We start from the raw sequence: 15,940 nt of genomic DNA, 5'->3' as shown, positions 1-15,940 counted from the left end.
TTCACAGGCCACCACGATGAGTCGCATAATGCAACCGCTCTAATCTTAGTTATAAGGCGCAATATAAATACGACGGATCATTGAATGGGATACCGGCCTTTTGCGAGTGCCGTTTCAAACATCGCCATGATATTCTCAGGGGGGCAGTTCGCCTGAATATTATGGACTGATGCAAACACATACCCACCGCCGGGGGCTAAGATCCGGATGTTTTCTTCCACCTCTCGCGCAACGTCTTTAGGGGTTCCAAACGGCAGTGTCCTTTGACAGTCGCACGCGGCCCCCCAAAAAGTAAGTTTATCGCCAAATTCTGCTTTGAGGCGAGCAGGATCCATCCCTTTGGCCGTGGTCTGGACGGGGTTGAGGATATCCACCCCCATTTCGATCAAGATAGGAATAAAATCATAAATTGCTCCGTCGTTGTGCATAAAGACTTTGTAATTGGTATTTTGGTGGATCCAATCAAGCCCCCTCTTGTAGTATGGGAAAATAAGGTCCTTGAACAACTTTGGAGATAAAAACGGTCGATCTTGTGTTCCAAGATCGTCATTAAATTGAATGATGTGAATGTGATCGCCGACCGCCTCATAAAAACGTCGCAAATTCTCGAGCCAGGCTTCAACAATCCGTTCGTACAACGCCCGAACATACTCCGGTTCGCTGACCAAAGTGATCATCCAGGCCGCAAAATCGCCGGTTCCCAGCCCAAAGAAAAGCTCGAAAGGAGGTCCCATCGCCGCGATAATCGCAAAATCCGTGTTGTGGTACAGGGCTTCCGCCTGTGCCCCAAGCTCATCGCATTCTTGCTGACTGAGTAGAGGGATATCCAGGGTTTCTGGATCCACATGAGCAGCACCGGGATATTTATCGAGTCGATCGAAATAGAAACCATCCTTGGGCATTTTGGCAATGGGGCATCCCCGCTGATCATAGAGCGTGAGTGAGCCGTCGGGTTCCGTAACAGGGTTAAATTCGCCCGGCACTTCAACGGGCGTGCCGTCAAACAGTCGCCAGGGCTTCCAGTTCTCGTTCGCAATTCCGAAGGCCACGTGGCGCCTATGAAGTCCGATAACATCAGCACCGAAGCGTTCGAGAATCGGCCGTTCAATTTCAGCCAGCATCTGGTAAACGTCGTAAACACGTGTAGGAGTAATCAAGCCCAGACGCTGTTTAAGGCGGTGGTAAGCGGCTGCCGCTATGCCGGTTTGACGCGTGGCCCCAAAATCGATGGGCACGCGATCGGCCTCCTTGTGAGACAGGGCGCAGAGAACGCGTTCGCGTGGGGTCATTGCAGAGGCCTGAATATGCGTTAATGTGAGTCGAGTGTATAACTCAGGAAACTTTCAGCCATTTTTTCCCAATACATTGCGTACAGCTCTAATGAAATCGGGAGTGGTTCCACAGCACCCTCCAATAAAGCTGGCCCCCGCTTCGACCAGTTTGAGAGCACACTCCGCAAATTCCTGCGGGCTGATGCGATAAACGGTCCGCCCATCGACAACCTCCGGCAAGCCTGCATTGGGTTTGACCCAGACGGGCTGATCCGTGGCTGCCTTCAAGCGCTGGCAGATACTGACATAATTCTCAGGACCTGCGCCACAGTTGGCACCAATCACATCCGCACCGGCGGCCGACAGTTGTTGAGCGGCCTGCTCGGGCGTTGTGCCCATCATGGTTCGGTCCCGATTTTTTCCGGAATCAAATGTCATGCAGACGACGACGGGCAAACCGGTCGTTTTGGCCGCCTCAAGGGCCAGAAGAGCCTCGGCAGGATCAGACATAGTTTCGATCACCAATCCATCTGCTCCCGCCTCGGCCAGAGTCTGGGCTTGAACGAGGAACGCTGATCGGACTTCTTCCGGTGTCTTGGTACCCATCATGAGCATGACGCCTGTCGGCCCGATGGAGGCAAACACAAGCGATTGACCCGCTGCTGCCCGTTTGGAGATTTCCACACCAGCCCGATTGATTGCGACAGTTTTGTCAGCGAGGCCGTGGCGCTCCAGCGTGATGGGATTGGCGCCGAAGGTGTTCGTAAGGATGATCTGGCTTCCCGCCTCAACATACGCCCGGGCAACTGCTTCCACATCGGCTGGATGCGAGAGATTCCATTCATCGGGGCAAGCACCCACCGGCAATCCGCGGGCTTGCAGTTGAGTTCCCCATGCTCCGTCCAGAATCACCGGGGCGGTTTCCAGCAGTTGCTGAATCAAAGCGTGTACCATCGAGCAACCTCTTTTTTCTTAACGACTCCGAAAAGAACGGCGCAACTCGAGAAACGATCAGAAAACTACGCCCACACTTCCCTCATTCCGCGTAGAATTTTCGGACCGCCATAATCGCATCGAAGCCTTCGGCTTGGAGCACCGCTTCCAGACATTGCATGGCGGGATGGTCTTCCGGCAGCAATTCGTATTTCCGTTTGACCGAGCCGATGATCATATCCAGGCCAAGCGGCATGGCCCTTGTGAGAAAAGCCGACTCGAGAGCGCTTTTCACCGGTGAACCATCTTTCCGCTTGGACGGGAGCATGACAGTGAAGTTGCTCAACCCTACTGACATATGCACACCGGCCAGGTCGGGATCCTCGTGAATGAGCTTCATCGCACCCAACAGCCGTTTGAGATTTCCTTCAATATCACTGGCAATGGGCACGATACCAGGATCGATAATCAAATCGTCATTTCCAATTCCCGGGCAGTATTTTCGAGCGAGATTCACAAGGTATTTGGCCGCTTCGTAGGTTTGCTCGGCAGTGCGTGCGGGTTGCGGGTGACCATCGAGCAGAACTTCGGTGGCCAGCAGAATGGGCTTGAACGGCCGGATTTCATAAAGTTTCCACATTTCCTCGCGGGAAACGGTGATCGAATTGAGAATCGGCTTGGCGCCACCAGCGCGGTCAACTATATAGGCTTCCAGTCCTGCCCGGGCGATCTGGGGGTCGGGAGTGTCGATGGAAAGTGGCTTATCGATGGCTTCCTGAATGCGGCGGACTACTTCGGCCATCAGGTGAGGGCTTCGGGAGCCGATGTTTACATCAATGTAGGCGGCTCCACCCTCGACCTGACTTTTGGCGAGGGCCACAATCCCATCAAGATCTCCGGCGTCGAAAAGTGCCTTCGTGGAAGGCACAGAGTCGTTAATTGATTCCCCAATAATCGTAAGCCCCGGAATGGCCATAGGTCCCTCCTCGGTCAATGGTCCGTATTGGACGACAGCGAACAAGTGATGATTTTTTATCACGTTTCGGGCATTTTTTCCACCCGGCCGGGGGTGAACTGTTCGATTTTAACTCGGGCGACCACTACAATAGGTTGTTCAATATAAAAAGGCGTGGTGTGAAAGCGATTGGTAGGACTTCCCTATGTGTGGTCGATTCACGCTGCGTGCGACGCCGGAAGAAGTAGCAAGCCATTTTCGCCTGCTGCAGGTTCCCGAGTTTTCGCCTCGTTATAACATCGCTCCGGGGCAAATGGTTGGGGTTGTCCGGCACTGGCGGGCTGAGCTGGATACGGGACAGCCAATTCCCGAAATGAATGCAGCTTTTCGGAAACCAGCAACGGATGCCGTTGGCGGTGATACAGAGGCCCCTGTAAAGCGGGAATGGGCGTGGGTCAAATGGGGCCTTGTGCCGCATTGGGCGGAAGACCCTTCTGGGGGTAATCGACTGATCAATGCTCGGGCGGAGACTGTCAGCACCAGACCGGCCTTTCGTACCGCTGCCCGGCACCGCCGGTGTCTCATTCCGGCCGACGGGTTTTATGAATGGAAGGCATCTCCTAGCGGAAAGCAGGCGTATTTCGTTCGGCTGCGAGGCGACAAACTGTTTGCCCTGGCCGGACTCTGGGATCAGTGGCACAGTCCCACCGGCGAGATTTTGGAGACGTGCACCATTCTCACAGTAGACCCCAATCCGCTGGTCGCCAGGTTCCACAATCGGATGCCTCTCATCTTGCCACCGGAGGCCTACGATTTGTGGCTGAACCCCGCAATTGTCCAATTCGACAAGCTTCGGGACTGGATTCGGCCGTATCCTGACGAGGAAATGGAGGTCGTGGCCGTCTCTTCTTACGTGAATTCAATTCGACATGAAGGGCCACGCTGCATCGAGCCCGCAACCGGAGGGGGCACATTCTTTGAGGGCGATTCATCGTCATTCAAGGGATGACGCAGGCGGCTGGGAGTCGTGGGTCAAGCCAGGTGCTTTTCTGACTGCTGGTCCCAAAAGTTGGTCCACCATTTCACGCAACTGGCCGTCGTATCCCGCAAGCCATCCCATCCACACTGCGCGGATGATTCCGCTTCGATCAATGAGAACGATTGTGGGAATGGGGAGAGGGCGAAGACTAGCTGCCTCAGCTACCTCGGAGTAATCGAGAAGCAGGAACCGATACTGGCTCGTTCGTTCCAAGTCGACATAACATGACGCGGGCAGACGCAGTTCCTGCCAGGCAGTCTGTGTCCAAGCCAAAAAGTCTTCCGGGAGGTTGCGATCAGGAGGTGGGGGGCAGGCAATGGCCACAAAACGAAAATCCTCTCGCGTGGTCATTGGGAGCACGTCAGCTAGATGGGAAACTACTTCTTCACTGGTAGGAACCCACGGGCCCCAAAACACGACTAAGGTCACATGGCCGCGAAGCGTGTCCAGTGTGAGTGGCGAAATTGCCTGGGGTACCGGCGATGCAAAGGCCCGGCCCGCGTTGACGAGGTCATCCAGCGAATACACGTGGACAAAGTCAGCTGGCTTTCCCACCGCTGGATGCCTGGTGGGATCCGGTTGGCTGAACGGACGCCAGAAAAAAACAGCAAACACAAGGGCAAAGCAAACGCCGGCGAGAACTAGATCAGCAAGCAACCGCTTTTTCGCCGACTTGCTGCGGTCGTCCGAGGACTGACGGGAGCCCTGCCGCGTCCTTTCTGAAGCGCGCAACAAGTTGTACGGCTTTCGCGACGAACTACTGCTCACGTGTGGCCCTCGTTCTCACACGCCGTTTCTCGGTGCTTTTTTATTTGCTGAGATGGTTGACGCCAGCGAGCTCGGCCGATTTCGATCCGCTTCTTAACATCGTCAGCGGTTGGCGGAGCAGTGGTGGTGGCCTGAGGATAGATGGAAACTCGGTAACCGGAATAAGCTTCAGTGCGGAGGTGGGCCAACATATGATGTCCCGATCGGCGCTCGCGCTCCTCACGAACAGCAGCGATATCCACCGGTCCGATAACGATTTTTTCGCCTGTCCCGGGTTCTGCCTGAACGACGATTCGCCCATCGTAGTCCACGATCATGCTACCGCCCGGCCAGCTAAATGGTGGATAATTTCGCAGGGAAGCGCCTTGGTTGCACGCCACAACGTAGGCCAAATTTTCTATGGCCCGCACCCGATTGATGAGCGTCCACCATTCCATTGGTGACGCCGTTCCCCATGGATCCATGTAGGCCGATACGCGCACCAGCACTTCGGCTCCTTGGAGCGAGAGTTGGCGAATAGCCTCCGGAAATAGCCAGTCGTAGCAGATGGCTACACCAATGCAACCGATTTCCGTCTCGACCACCGGGAACAGTGGGTCTTGATAGTTAGGGAGATCATGAGGACTGGTATGAAGTTCCCAGGGGATCCAGGGGTGCACTTTGCGGTACTTCAGCAAGAGTCCGTCAGGGCCGACCAGGCAGGTTGTGTTGAAAACATGGCCAGGATACCGTGAATCCCGCTCCAGGAAGCTGCTTGTCTGGATATAAATGCCAAGTTTACGAGCCAGCTCGCAATATCGATCGAGGAACTCATTAGGGATGGGAACCGCCAGCCGATCATGGAGTTCTTCCACGGTCTCGAACACGGGCGCGACCTGAGCAAACTCGGGGAATACCACCAGTTTCACTGGAAAAAAAGGCTCGTAACCCGTAACGGCATATTGGGCCATTTCCAGCATTCGACCAACATTTCGGTGAATGCCAGCCATATCGACGGGATTGGGCAGGTTTGTTTGACAGAGGGCTGCGTAGTAGCGCTGCAACAACTGAGGCATGGACCTTCCTTTTCTTTGGCATCAGAGCTGTGTTTCTCGATGTTGTTTCTCCGCATACCATCTCGACCGGTGTGTTGCCGGGCCTGACATGCCGAACCTCGAGTGACGCTATTCTTGGGCGTAGTTGCCTGAAGAACTCTGCTGCCCTGTTCGCACGGTGCGAGTCGGGGTGTCGTGCGTCCCCGAACCTATGAAGGGATTTCAACTCCTGCCCCGTCCTGGTGCTGATTCAAGTCTGGTTCTGAATCTACGGATGGTTCGAGAAAGATTCTTCTGATTCGACGGCGATCTCCTTCCAAAACCGTCAGCCGGACATTTGCGATCACCAGAGACTCCCCCACGTGGGGCACACGGCCCAGATGCGTCATCATCAAACCGGCAATTGTGTCATATTCCTCATCCTCGGGCAAATTGAGATTCAACCGCCGATTGATTTCTTCCACCCGCGCTGAACCCCGCACCTCTGCTCGGCCATCTTCGCGAATGATGATCTCCTGAACCGTTTCCTGATCGAGCTCGTCCTCAATTTCTCCCACGATTTCTTCCAGAATATCCTCAAGGGTGATGATGCCCGAAACACCTCCGTATTCATCGAGAACAACAGCCAAATGATTATGCGTCTTTTGAAATTCCTGCATGAGGGCATGGACGGACTTGGTTTCTGGTACGAAGACTGGTTCTCGCAGCAGGGTAGTCCAGGCCGGCCGCTGTTCGGTTCCGGGCTGCGCAAGATACGGGAGCAAGTCTTTGATATAGAGTATGCCGATAATGTTGTCTCGGGTTTCCTCAAAAACAGGAATCCGCGTATGTCCTTCACGGGTGATCGTCTGGAGCATCTCTTCCCAGGACACATCACTGGGCAGACATACCATTTCTGTTCGGGGGGTCATGATTTCGGAGACGGTGACGTCCGCCAGTTTGATGACCCCCTCGATCATTTCGCGGGCTTCCTCCTCGATGAAACCTTCCCTCTCACCTTCGTTGACCAGGGTGCGGATTTCTTCCTCAAACTGTTCTTCTGACTCTTTGGGGATCGAACGTCCCGCACTGCGGCTGATGGCTACTTCGGTGACGTGACTGAGCAGCAGCAATGGAGCCATCAGTTGAGTCAGGAGTTTCCAGAGGGGCCAGCCATAGAACACCACGGGAGTGGCGCAAAGCAGCGATATCGCCCGGGGGACAAACACGGTTGCAAAAAGGATGGCGATCGATAGGCCCACCACAGATGGAGCCACAATTTGGGTTTGAGACAGGAACCCTTGAGAGTGGGCCTCATTCCAGAGTTGAGTCCACCGTATAGCATTGAGAGCCACGACAAGGACCAGGAGGAGAACTTCCAGCAGTTCCGCGGCAATGGACGCTTTACGGTAGCCCTGGAGGACGGCACGCAATCGCTCGGGTTGTTTTCGCCTGCGGCATAACTCTTCGAGATCGTGTCGCGAGTAGTCGGACAGTGCGCGGGTGCCAATGGACGCCATGCAGGCCAGGACAAGCCCAACCGCCGATACAAACCACCACAATTCTGGCATCTTTTCAGTTTTCGCGGACTCCAAGCAAGCCCGAGTTTTTTATCCTTTCCCCGATTTGCTGTCGGTCCTCCGACGTTTTTTTGCTTCGCAGGCCCTCCCGCGATTTTTCTTCGAGTTTTCCTCGGGGCCAGGATAGGGGATTCTCAATGCTTCGAACACGTGTTTTTCCGCGGCCCGCATTTTTCTGCGGAGCGCTGGAGTGATGTCGTCATACCCAACCAAATGTAGTGTACCGTGCACGATGTAGAGTAACAACTCGGATGCCACTGAGACGCGGAGTTCTTTTGCTTTGGCAACTGCGGTGTCATAGCTCACAACCACTTCCCCTTCGAGATGTTCGGGACCGGTCTCGAGGACAAAGCTCAGGACGTCCGTCGGAGCAGGATCATTGAGATAGCGGCCATGAAGGGCAGCCATCGTTGGATCATCGACAATGGCCACGCTCACCTCACCGGTTTTGATATTCGTCTGGCGCATAATCCACTGGATGACACGCCGAATGAGACGCCGGTCCAGTTTCAGATGCTTAATTTGATTGGCAATTTCTATCCGAACCAAAGCTCATCCCTCTCGACGGCAGCGATCTCCAACAGCACCAGTGCATCCCGACCCATGATTCAACGAGGGGTACCCACATGCCGAAATCGACGCTTTGAGCTGGCAAATCCAGGGAGTTTTTCTCTTGCCTGCTCGGAGATGTTGCTATCGCGCATCGCTAACATTCTACGATCAGTTATTCTTTTCCCTCGGCGAGTCTGTTCACCGTCGTTTCCCAGTAGTAACGGTTTCGGGCGAGGTACTGTTCCACTGTTTGGACGAGACTTCCCGGATCTTCGGCACTCATTAGATGGGCCAGCCGGGCCAGTTCGGTGGAATCTTCCGGAATGCGGCTTTTGGCGGTCGGTGCTACAAGCTGTAACCGGTTTTCGAGGGCCCGGAGAAACCGATAGCTTTCGTAAAGTTCGTTGAAAGCTGGTTCAGGGAGGAGGCCTTTCTCATGGAGTGCCCGCATGGCTGCAAATGTGGAAGTCTTGCGAATGTCGGGGTGTTCCCGGCCATGGCGAAGCTGGAGCATTTGTACGAGGAACTCCACGTCGACGATTCCACCCCGGCCCCGTTTGATGTCGAGGGGCCTGGCGGTTTCTTCCAGTCGTCGGCGCATGTCGGCAATCTGTGTGGCAAATTCCGGACGCCACGGTTCGCTGTAAATCACCTCTTGAATGAGTGACTCCACCACGGGTCTCATCCGTTCGGAAACGACGGCCGGCCGAGCTTTGCACAACGCCTGGCGCTCCCACAGTTGCCCCATTCCCTGATGAAAATAATTAGCGAATTCGCGGAGAGAAAAGACCAGTGTGCCACTCCTGCCGGTTGGTCGAAGACGGGCATCCACTTGATAGAGCCGGCCGTATGGCCCCAGGTAGGAAATCCGCCGGATAATCCGTTGCGTCAACTCACTGAAAAAGTGCTGGTTGGTGGTTGTATCGCGGGGGCGGACATAACCGGACTCCACAACTGGCACGGTGGTGCCGTCTTCTTCATAGAGAAAGACAAGGTCCAGATCGCTCTGGTAATTCATTTCGCGCCCGCCGAACTTCCCCATCGCGAGGATCACCAGCTCCGCTCGCTGTCCTTGGCGCGGACCTTCACCCACTGTGGGCTGACCGTAGCGGAGGACCAGGTGCTCATACTCCCGCACGACAACCTCGGTAAGGCACGTTTCAGCCAGATCACTGATCGCCTGAGTGATTGCTTCCACGTCATCCTTGCCCAGCAGGTCGCGGACACCGATTTGCAGAAGGTGGTCATTTTTGAAAGCATGAAGGATGGGATCCAGATCTTCGGCCGCCAGGGAGAGTTCCCGCAATGTCATCTCCATAAACCGCCGGTCGGGCAATTTATCGAGGACCAGGCTGTCCATGAGGCTATCAATCATGCCTGGGTTGCTGATCAGGAGGCTTGCCAGGAATGGTGTGTAGGCACAAAGCTGGACGTACAACTTGAGGGATGGCGGATTGAAACTAAAAAGTTCCCAGAGGACACCTTTTCCCCCCAGAGAATCACTCACCTGATTGAGTGTGACGAGGGTTGCATCGGGGTCCGGTGTGGCCGCAATGGCGGCTAACAACATCGGGGCAATTGAGGCTAGAAAATGGCGACAGCGACGAGTCGATAGAAATGGAATCCGCTCCTCCGCGAGATTCATGAGATTCCGGTAGGCCTGGGGAATGTCACGAAAGCGGTGTCGCGAGAGGACGCTGTGAATGAATTCCGGTGTTGGTTCGGGATCGAGGACCAGCTCAACTTCGGCGGCGGTCTCAGAATCATCAGTGAAAGCATCATGAAGCAGGTGATTCAGGATCTGGCGGTTACGGCTGGTAAAACGGCGATAATCCCTTTCGAATTGTTCGCGTGCTGAAGCGTTTGCACCATCCACATAACCCATCCGGATGGCCAATTTTTGCACTTCCGCCGGGTCACTGGGGATGCTATGGGTTTGCAGATCGAACATGATCTGCAGGCGATGCTCTAACTTGCGGAGAAAACTGTAGCTTTCCTGAAGATGGCTGCTCTCCGCATGCGTAAGACATCCCGCCTGTTCCAGGCCCGCAATGGCTTCCAGTGTATTGCCTGTGCGAACGCTGGGTAGGTCGGCACCGTGAAGTAACTGAAGGAACTGAATAACAAACTCAATATCGCGGATTCCCCCCCAGCCGTTTTTGACGTCGCGCTGATCCACTCCCTGGCGATGAGCCCGCTGCTCGATTTTCCTGCGCAGCGTTTTGATGCCGGCAATATCCGCGCGCGTGAGATAACGCCGGTAAACCCACGGCTCCAGGTCGTGCAGGAAGCTGTATCCCAGATCCAGGGAACCAGCGGCAGGTCGTGCCTTGATAAACGCCTGGCGCTCCCAGGTTCTCCCGCGGACATCGTAATAATGGAGGGCCGCCGGAACGCTCATGGCTGCCGGGCCGTGCTCACCTTCTGGACTCAACCGCCGGTCAACCCGGTATACTGCGCCGAGTTCCGTCCGCTGAGTAAGCAGACGGATGATCTCCTGCACCAGGCGGGAAAAGTACTCTGCATTGGTGACTGACCGCGGCCCATCAGTTTGCCCTTCACCCTCGTAAAGAAAGATCAGGTCGATATCGCTGGAGTAGTTTAGCTCAACCCCGCCCAGCTTTCCCATAGCCAGAATCACAAATCGAGCCTCCGCGCCGCTAGGCAGCCGCGGAAGCCCCATGCTGGGAGCCAGCCGACGCTGGGCACTTTCGTACGCAGCCTGGAGAATTGCATCGGCTAGGTACGAAAGCTGGCGAGTCACCGTGGAGACACTCTGGCCGATAACGATATCGCCATACGCGATGCGCAACATTTCCCGCCTTTTGAACCGTCGCAGCGCTGCAAGGATCTCCATCTCGTGAGGAAGTGCGCGGACTTCGGCGGTCAGTTCGTCGACCAACACCTGTCGAGCAACCGGTTGTCCTTCCGTAAGTCGCAGCAGATCGTAGGCCTCCGGATCGGTTACCAGGATATCGCTGAGAAACTGACTGGCGCTGAAAATCTGGAGGAGCGGCGGTAACGCCTCCGGGTCCCGCTCGAACAAAGCGGCCAGCGAGAGGGGGGTTCTAGCGGCCGAGAAAAAACGCTCTAGATTATTAAGCGCCATATCCGGATCAGCCAGAGTGGGTAATCTCTCCTCAAGCTGATGGGCGAGATGAGCAAGTAAATCGGGGGGAATTCCCTGCCGAGCAATTCCCAGGAAATTTCTTAGACCACGATTCACGTCGCGGACTTTCAATCGCCCAAGCCAGCTCCGAGCAAGTTCCGGCTGTTCCAGGAAAGAACGAACGGTTGCAATCTCCATCGATGACGGTAGTTCTCTGGAGGCTACGCGGATATCGGTGCGCCCAGCCGATCTGCCTGCACGTCTTGCTTCACCAAACTCAGTTCCCCGAACAAAGTGACCGGGCTAACTTCTTTGATTGTCACTTTTACAAACTGTCCCGCCAAGTCAACTGGGCCTTCGAAGACGGCGATGCGGTCGCAAACTGTGCGACCGGTTAACTGGATGGAAGACGACGTTTTTCCGGACTGCCGCTCCGCCAGCTTGCTAGGTCCTTCTACGAGGACCTCCACCGTTTGACCGATGAACCGCTGGTTCTCCTCCAGACTGATCCGGTTTTGGATTGCCAGCAACTCGTTGTTGCGCCGTCGTTTCACCTCATCGGGTACGTCATCGGGGAACAGTTCGTACGCTTTAGTGCCGGGGCGCGGACTGTACTTGAAGATGAAACTGTTCTTAAACCGTGCGGTTTCCACGAGTCGTACCGTTTGCTCAAAGTCCTCCTCCGTTTCGCCGCAAAATCCCACGATGAAGTCGCTGGTGACGGCTGCGTGGGGAACGATTTCTCGAATACTCGCCAGCATCTCGTAGTACTGTTCGACTGTGTAACCACGTTTCATCCTCTTCAGAACTGCATTCGAGCCACTTTGCGCTGGGACGTGGAGATACGGGCAGACCTTTGGCAGGTCGCGAACGGCTTCCAGCAGTTCCCGCGACATGTCCCGGGGATAATTCGTCACGAACCGGATTCGCCGGATCCCCGATACCTCGTGCACCTTTTCAAGCAGATCTGCCAGTCGGACTGTGCAGCCTGGTTCTTCCCACCGATAGCTGTTCACCGTTTGGCCCAGAAGTGTTATCTCCACGCAGCCCTGGTCGGCCAGTTGTCGGACTTCCTCCAAAATCTCCTGAGGAGAACGGCTCTGCTCCGGACCTCTTACTTTCGGCACGATACAGTAAGTACAGAACTTGTCACAGCCGAACATCACGCGAACAAATGCCTGGTGCTTCACCGGCCGGACAATCGGCCGGTCCTGCCGATCAGGGTTAAGGAAACTGGCCTGGACCTTTTGGCGTGCTTGGCCACGGCGGTCCAAACTAACCTCCATAATGGGGCCCGTACGTCGCGCCAGCGATTCGAGAAGCTCCGGGAGGCGGGCGACCTGTCCGGGACCCACAACCAGGTCCACGTGCGGTGCACGCTTGAGGATGAGCTCCTGGTCCTTTTGCGCCATGCACCCCAACACGCCAATGACTTTGCCGGGTTTCTGCTCCTTGAGGTGCTTGAGCCTTCCCAAAGCGCTGTAGATTTTGTCTTCCGCATGTTGCCGCACGCTGCAGGTGTTGAAAAGGATAATATCGGCCTGCTGACGCTGGAAAACCTGCTCGTAGCCCGCCTCCTGGAGCGCAGCCACGACCAGTTCGCTGTCCAGCTCATTCATCTGGCAACCGACCGTTTCGATATAAAATCGTTTTCCCATCCACTCTCACCTGGCTGATTAAAAATTTGACATCAAGGCGGGCATACGCCCAATCTCGCTGCCTGGCGGAAGTCCCTCTAGCGCGGGGGACCAGATCGGCATGCGAAAGTGTCTCGCAGCACTGCCGGTTCAAACTTACATCGAACTCGGCCCGACAAAAGTCGCTGCGGTCGTGTTTGACAGCAGTTTGTCAGGATCGCCTCGCCTGGCCAGCGGAAGGGGATTCATTCGTCTCTGTCGAGTGTGCATTTCCCTCCGCCGGGTTTTGCGCCCGGTGAATGTCTTCCTGCAAACGGCTGATCCACGCGGCCCGAAAACGCAGCATGACCTGTAAGAGGAGGTTAACCCCCACAAAGCCGAGGATCAACCAGAGGACGACATCCCACGTGGACCAACGATTCGCCATCGACAAATCCTTTTTGGTGGCTTCCCGGGCCTGTAAGCTGCTTCCCCAATTCTTTGCCATTGTATCCTGGGGAAAGCGGCAGAAGACAGAGGTGCTTCTGGCAAGACGTTTTGCCGAGGGAAAACTGTGTGACCCCACTATAGTGGCACCTTGGGATAGGACGATAAGGTGTTCGATATTGCAACACGTGTTGCATTTTGCTGTGGCAAAAAAATACAGGCGAGTGGCCGCGGCCAGCTCGCCTGCTGGGGATAGAAGCCGGTGTTCCGGCCCGTCGGGTGGGTTCCTCGTCGTTGCGGAGGAGAGCATCGCGTGTTGGGGGGAGCCCGACGGTCCCGGTCCGCTTCGTTGGCCTCTTCTGTCTGCCGGCCCCTATTGGGGTGCGAAAACCTCTTCTCTGTCCCGGCTCACGCGGCGAGGCCAGGTTACGCGTGTGCAATCAATGATATTGCAATCGCTGTGCCAAATAAACAGAAAAACTTCTGACCTTTAGGCTCCTTTGCCGGTTCAGCTTCGACGCGCCGGGTTTGGTCCTCCCATGGACACGGACCCCCTGCCGGAACGCCTCCAGTATCCGAGCCATAACCAGAGACCACAATTTTTTGGCGGGTGGAGGCCGGCCTACACGCGGATGAGTGAGACGGCTGCCTGAAACAGCCGTTGGTCCAGAAAGAACGCCTCCGAGTTCTCCTGTTCGAAAGTAGCGGCCAGGTAAGTAATGCCTTTTGCGTATGCAATCTGGTAATTGTGGCCGATGATCACCGAAGGAACGGTTACCGACTGAAATGCCCAGGGGGTGTCGGCCACGCGTTTTTTCAAACCACCGGCCACGAGATTAGTGAGTTCTCCCACCGTATCCACCACCTGATTATTGAGCGTGTCCACCTTTTCCTGGAGAAAGCCCGAAGTGAGGTTCTTCGCGACGGCTTCGGAGACATTGAGAACGAGAAAACCGGTGGCTTTACCGTGAACCCCCAACACACCCGTGATCGTGCCGGGCTCATGAGTCGGAACCGAGGTAATCCCGACCAAACGGGCTTGGGCTCCGCACATACCTAATGCGTCTTCAACGGCGGCCACCAGCGCGTGAGCCAGGCGAGGGTCCCCTGGTAGAGGGATAACCTGGTCGGGAATTGTCATGGTGCTCATCGGGATGTTCCTCCGTGTCCACCAGTATGCGTCGAAAGGTCTGCTCTATGACTGGTCACACTCGACGGTTAGCAAATCGCCGTCTTTGGGGTTTCAGTAAATGATGGGTTACGGTTGGAGGTGGAGACGCTGGAAAAACAAAAGAAGCCGCCGGCAGCAGCGGCTTCTTCACCATTTCACTCGTGGTATCCGGTGTTGCCAGATCAATCAGTCGCGGCAAAACATTGGGCAAAGGCCGAACCCTTGGTTTTTTCGGAATGCCTGCCCACGAATGGGCGTTGCTTCTCTCCTTTTTAACCGGTCAGTATTTTTGCAGCAGAGTGAGCAGTTTTCGGTCGAGCTTGTGGCCGTGAAAATCTTCATAGTCCACGTCTTTCCGGCCGGAATCCAGAACCCCGAATGAGCCACGGAAGTTCCACAATGCCCACCCGATGTTGTGGCCTTTGAGGATATCCAGCACATCTTCCATCCAGGCCAGGAACACGTTATGAGGCGTGCGGTTGAAACAGCCGGTTTCGCCGCAGTGAACCCCGATGCCCTTTCGTCGCAGTTCACCCCAGGGGGCGAAGTGTTCTTCCAGTTGTTGTCGGCCGATGCGGATTGAACCATCCGGATTCTTGATAGGCCAGGTGGGTTCCGGAAACTTCGAATCTCGATCCACCCAGGAAGCACGGTAATGACTGATCTGCGCCGGATAATATGCGTGGACACTCTGCGGCGCAGCGGTAGAGATGAGACATTCCACGACCTTTGTGCCGACATTGAGGCCGTCCACGAAGATCAACCTATCTGGCGAGATTTTGCGAATGGCCTCAATGGCCTGACCCATGATCCGGCAGTAATCTTCGGCCGTCATGTAGCCTGGCCGCGGGCTGGGAGCCTCATTCACCAGATTGAAGCTTAGTTCCTTCGCGGGGATGCCGCGATACCGCTTGGCAAACACTGTCCAGTGGTGGAGAAACGCCTCCTGGGCGGTTTTGTCTTTCCACAAGCTGAGCGGTTCCCGCTCTGGATCGTTGATACAGTAGCCGGGGGCTCGATGAAAATTCAAGTTAACGTGCAGGCCGTGCTTGCGACAAGTTTCGATAGACTGATCGATTTTTTCTAGGGTTGCTTCGCGAATTTTGAAGAGGTCGTCCGGGCGGAGTTTTTTCGTCTTCGGCCAATCCGAGTCGATCCAGAGCCAGTAATCCATTGGCAGCCGCACGAAGTCGAAACCCAGCTCCGCAATCAGCCGGCAATCCTCTTCCGGCACCGGCTCGACCCTGACAAAATCGCCTTCCACTGGCCGCCACATCGCTTGGAAGAAATCAAGCAAATTGAACCCCCGCCAGCGTGGCACGGGGGGTGGGGTTATCGCACTGGATTCTTCGCCCAGTACACGAACTGTGTTGGAAATTCCAAGTAATCCGCCTGTGGTTACAGCAGCGGTCTGTGTCAGAAAATTCCGTCGGGTCATGCGTTCGGACATAGCTTCGCTCCTTTCTTTGAGTTGCTGGGCCATTGC

The 15,940-nt window shown here is 55.5% G+C and carries 13 protein-coding genes; 1 reads left to right on the top strand and 12 read right to left on the bottom strand.

The genetic code is table 11. From position 1 onward, the window contains the following. Positions 1-77 precede the first annotated feature (77 nt). From ABJK56_RS13365 to ABJK56_RS13355, 3 genes are all read right to left on the bottom strand, one after another. Complete coding sequence (locus tag ABJK56_RS13365; RefSeq protein ID WP_347245167.1) at positions 78-1,235, bottom strand: uroporphyrinogen decarboxylase family protein; 1,158 nt, start codon at positions 1,233-1,235, stop codon at positions 78-80. Between the two features lie 108 nt (positions 1,236-1,343). Beyond that, on the bottom strand, positions 1,344-2,225 hold the full coding sequence (locus ABJK56_RS13360) for a homocysteine S-methyltransferase family protein (RefSeq protein WP_347245166.1): 882 nt from the start codon (positions 2,223-2,225) through the stop codon (positions 1,344-1,346). An 82-nt stretch (positions 2,226-2,307) separates the two neighbouring features. Next, a complete protein-coding gene (locus ABJK56_RS13355; protein ID WP_347245165.1) occupies positions 2,308-3,180 on the bottom strand; it encodes a dihydropteroate synthase in 873 nt (290 codons plus the stop codon). Between the two features lie 184 nt (positions 3,181-3,364). Here ABJK56_RS13355 and ABJK56_RS13350 point away from each other — a divergent pair, with 184 nt between their 5' ends. Beyond that, complete coding sequence (locus ABJK56_RS13350) at positions 3,365-4,168, top strand: SOS response-associated peptidase (RefSeq protein ID WP_347245164.1); 804 nt, start codon at positions 3,365-3,367, stop codon at positions 4,166-4,168. On the opposite strand, the gene ABJK56_RS13345 is transcribed toward ABJK56_RS13350, so the two are convergent. From ABJK56_RS13345 to ABJK56_RS13305, 9 genes are all read right to left on the bottom strand, one after another. Beyond that, the gene (locus tag ABJK56_RS13345; protein WP_347245163.1) at positions 4,154-4,966 is read right to left on the bottom strand and encodes a hypothetical protein; all 813 of its coding nucleotides are present in this window, start codon (positions 4,964-4,966) and stop codon (positions 4,154-4,156) included. The genes ABJK56_RS13350 and ABJK56_RS13345 overlap by 15 nt on opposite strands. After that, positions 4,963-6,021 carry a nitrilase-related carbon-nitrogen hydrolase gene (locus ABJK56_RS13340; protein WP_347245162.1) on the bottom strand — a complete coding sequence of 353 codons (1,059 nt, stop codon included), beginning with the start codon at positions 6,019-6,021 and terminating at the stop codon, positions 4,963-4,965. Before ABJK56_RS13340 ends, ABJK56_RS13345 begins: the two co-directional genes overlap by 4 nt. Positions 6,022-6,209: 188 nt before the next feature. Then, complete coding sequence (locus ABJK56_RS13335) at positions 6,210-7,550, bottom strand: hemolysin family protein (RefSeq protein ID WP_347245161.1); 1,341 nt, start codon at positions 7,548-7,550, stop codon at positions 6,210-6,212. A gap of 39 nt (positions 7,551-7,589) precedes the next feature. Continuing rightward, positions 7,590-8,108, bottom strand: a complete 519-nt coding sequence (gene ybeY, locus ABJK56_RS13330; RefSeq protein ID WP_347245160.1) for an rRNA maturation RNase YbeY — start codon at positions 8,106-8,108, stop codon at positions 7,590-7,592. Positions 8,109-8,283: 175 nt separating this feature from the next. Further along, complete coding sequence (glnE, locus tag ABJK56_RS13325) at positions 8,284-11,418, bottom strand: bifunctional [glutamate--ammonia ligase]-adenylyl-L-tyrosine phosphorylase/[glutamate--ammonia-ligase] adenylyltransferase (protein WP_347245159.1); 3,135 nt, start codon at positions 11,416-11,418, stop codon at positions 8,284-8,286. A 23-nt stretch (positions 11,419-11,441) separates the two neighbouring features. Continuing rightward, complete coding sequence (gene miaB / locus ABJK56_RS13320) at positions 11,442-12,878, bottom strand: tRNA (N6-isopentenyl adenosine(37)-C2)-methylthiotransferase MiaB (protein WP_347245158.1); 1,437 nt, start codon at positions 12,876-12,878, stop codon at positions 11,442-11,444. Between the two features lie 190 nt (positions 12,879-13,068). Beyond that, complete coding sequence (locus ABJK56_RS13315) at positions 13,069-13,284, bottom strand: hypothetical protein (RefSeq protein ID WP_347245157.1); 216 nt, start codon at positions 13,282-13,284, stop codon at positions 13,069-13,071. Positions 13,285-13,905: 621 nt separating this feature from the next. Next, a complete protein-coding gene (locus ABJK56_RS13310; protein ID WP_347245156.1) occupies positions 13,906-14,433 on the bottom strand; it encodes a chemotaxis protein CheX in 528 nt (175 codons plus the stop codon). A gap of 301 nt (positions 14,434-14,734) precedes the next feature. Then, a complete protein-coding gene (locus ABJK56_RS13305) occupies positions 14,735-15,904 on the bottom strand; it encodes a cellulase family glycosylhydrolase (RefSeq protein ID WP_347245155.1) in 1,170 nt (389 codons plus the stop codon). Between the last annotated feature and the right edge of the window lie 36 nt (positions 15,905-15,940).

This window comes from Thermogutta sp. (assembly GCF_039793925.1).
In the GTDB taxonomy this organism is placed as follows: domain Bacteria; phylum Planctomycetota; class Planctomycetia; order Pirellulales; family Thermoguttaceae; genus Thermogutta.
Note: the sequence above shows the minus strand (reverse complement) of the source record. Positions and strands in the feature narration are given on the sequence as shown.

Coding starts and splice junctions, on each gene's coding strand:
- ABJK56_RS13360 (WP_347245166.1), bottom strand. CDS start 2,225: ATGGTACACGCTTTGATTCAGCAACTGCTGGAAACCGCCCCGGTGATT.
- ABJK56_RS13355 (WP_347245165.1), bottom strand. CDS start 3,180: ATGGCCATTCCGGGGCTTACGATTATTGGGGAATCAATTAACGACTCT.
- ABJK56_RS13350 (WP_347245164.1), top strand. CDS start 3,365: ATGTGTGGTCGATTCACGCTGCGTGCGACGCCGGAAGAAGTAGCAAGC.
- ABJK56_RS13340 (WP_347245162.1), bottom strand. CDS start 6,021: ATGCCTCAGTTGTTGCAGCGCTACTACGCAGCCCTCTGTCAAACAAAC.
- ABJK56_RS13335 (WP_347245161.1), bottom strand. CDS start 7,550: ATGCCAGAATTGTGGTGGTTTGTATCGGCGGTTGGGCTTGTCCTGGCC.
- glnE (WP_347245159.1), bottom strand. CDS start 11,418: ATGGAGATTGCAACCGTTCGTTCTTTCCTGGAACAGCCGGAACTTGCT.
- miaB (WP_347245158.1), bottom strand. CDS start 12,878: ATGGGAAAACGATTTTATATCGAAACGGTCGGTTGCCAGATGAATGAG.
- ABJK56_RS13315 (WP_347245157.1), bottom strand. CDS start 13,284: ATGGCGAATCGTTGGTCCACGTGGGATGTCGTCCTCTGGTTGATCCTC.
- ABJK56_RS13310 (WP_347245156.1), bottom strand. CDS start 14,433: ATGAGCACCATGACAATTCCCGACCAGGTTATCCCTCTACCAGGGGAC.
- ABJK56_RS13305 (WP_347245155.1), bottom strand. CDS start 15,904: ATGTCCGAACGCATGACCCGACGGAATTTTCTGACACAGACCGCTGCT.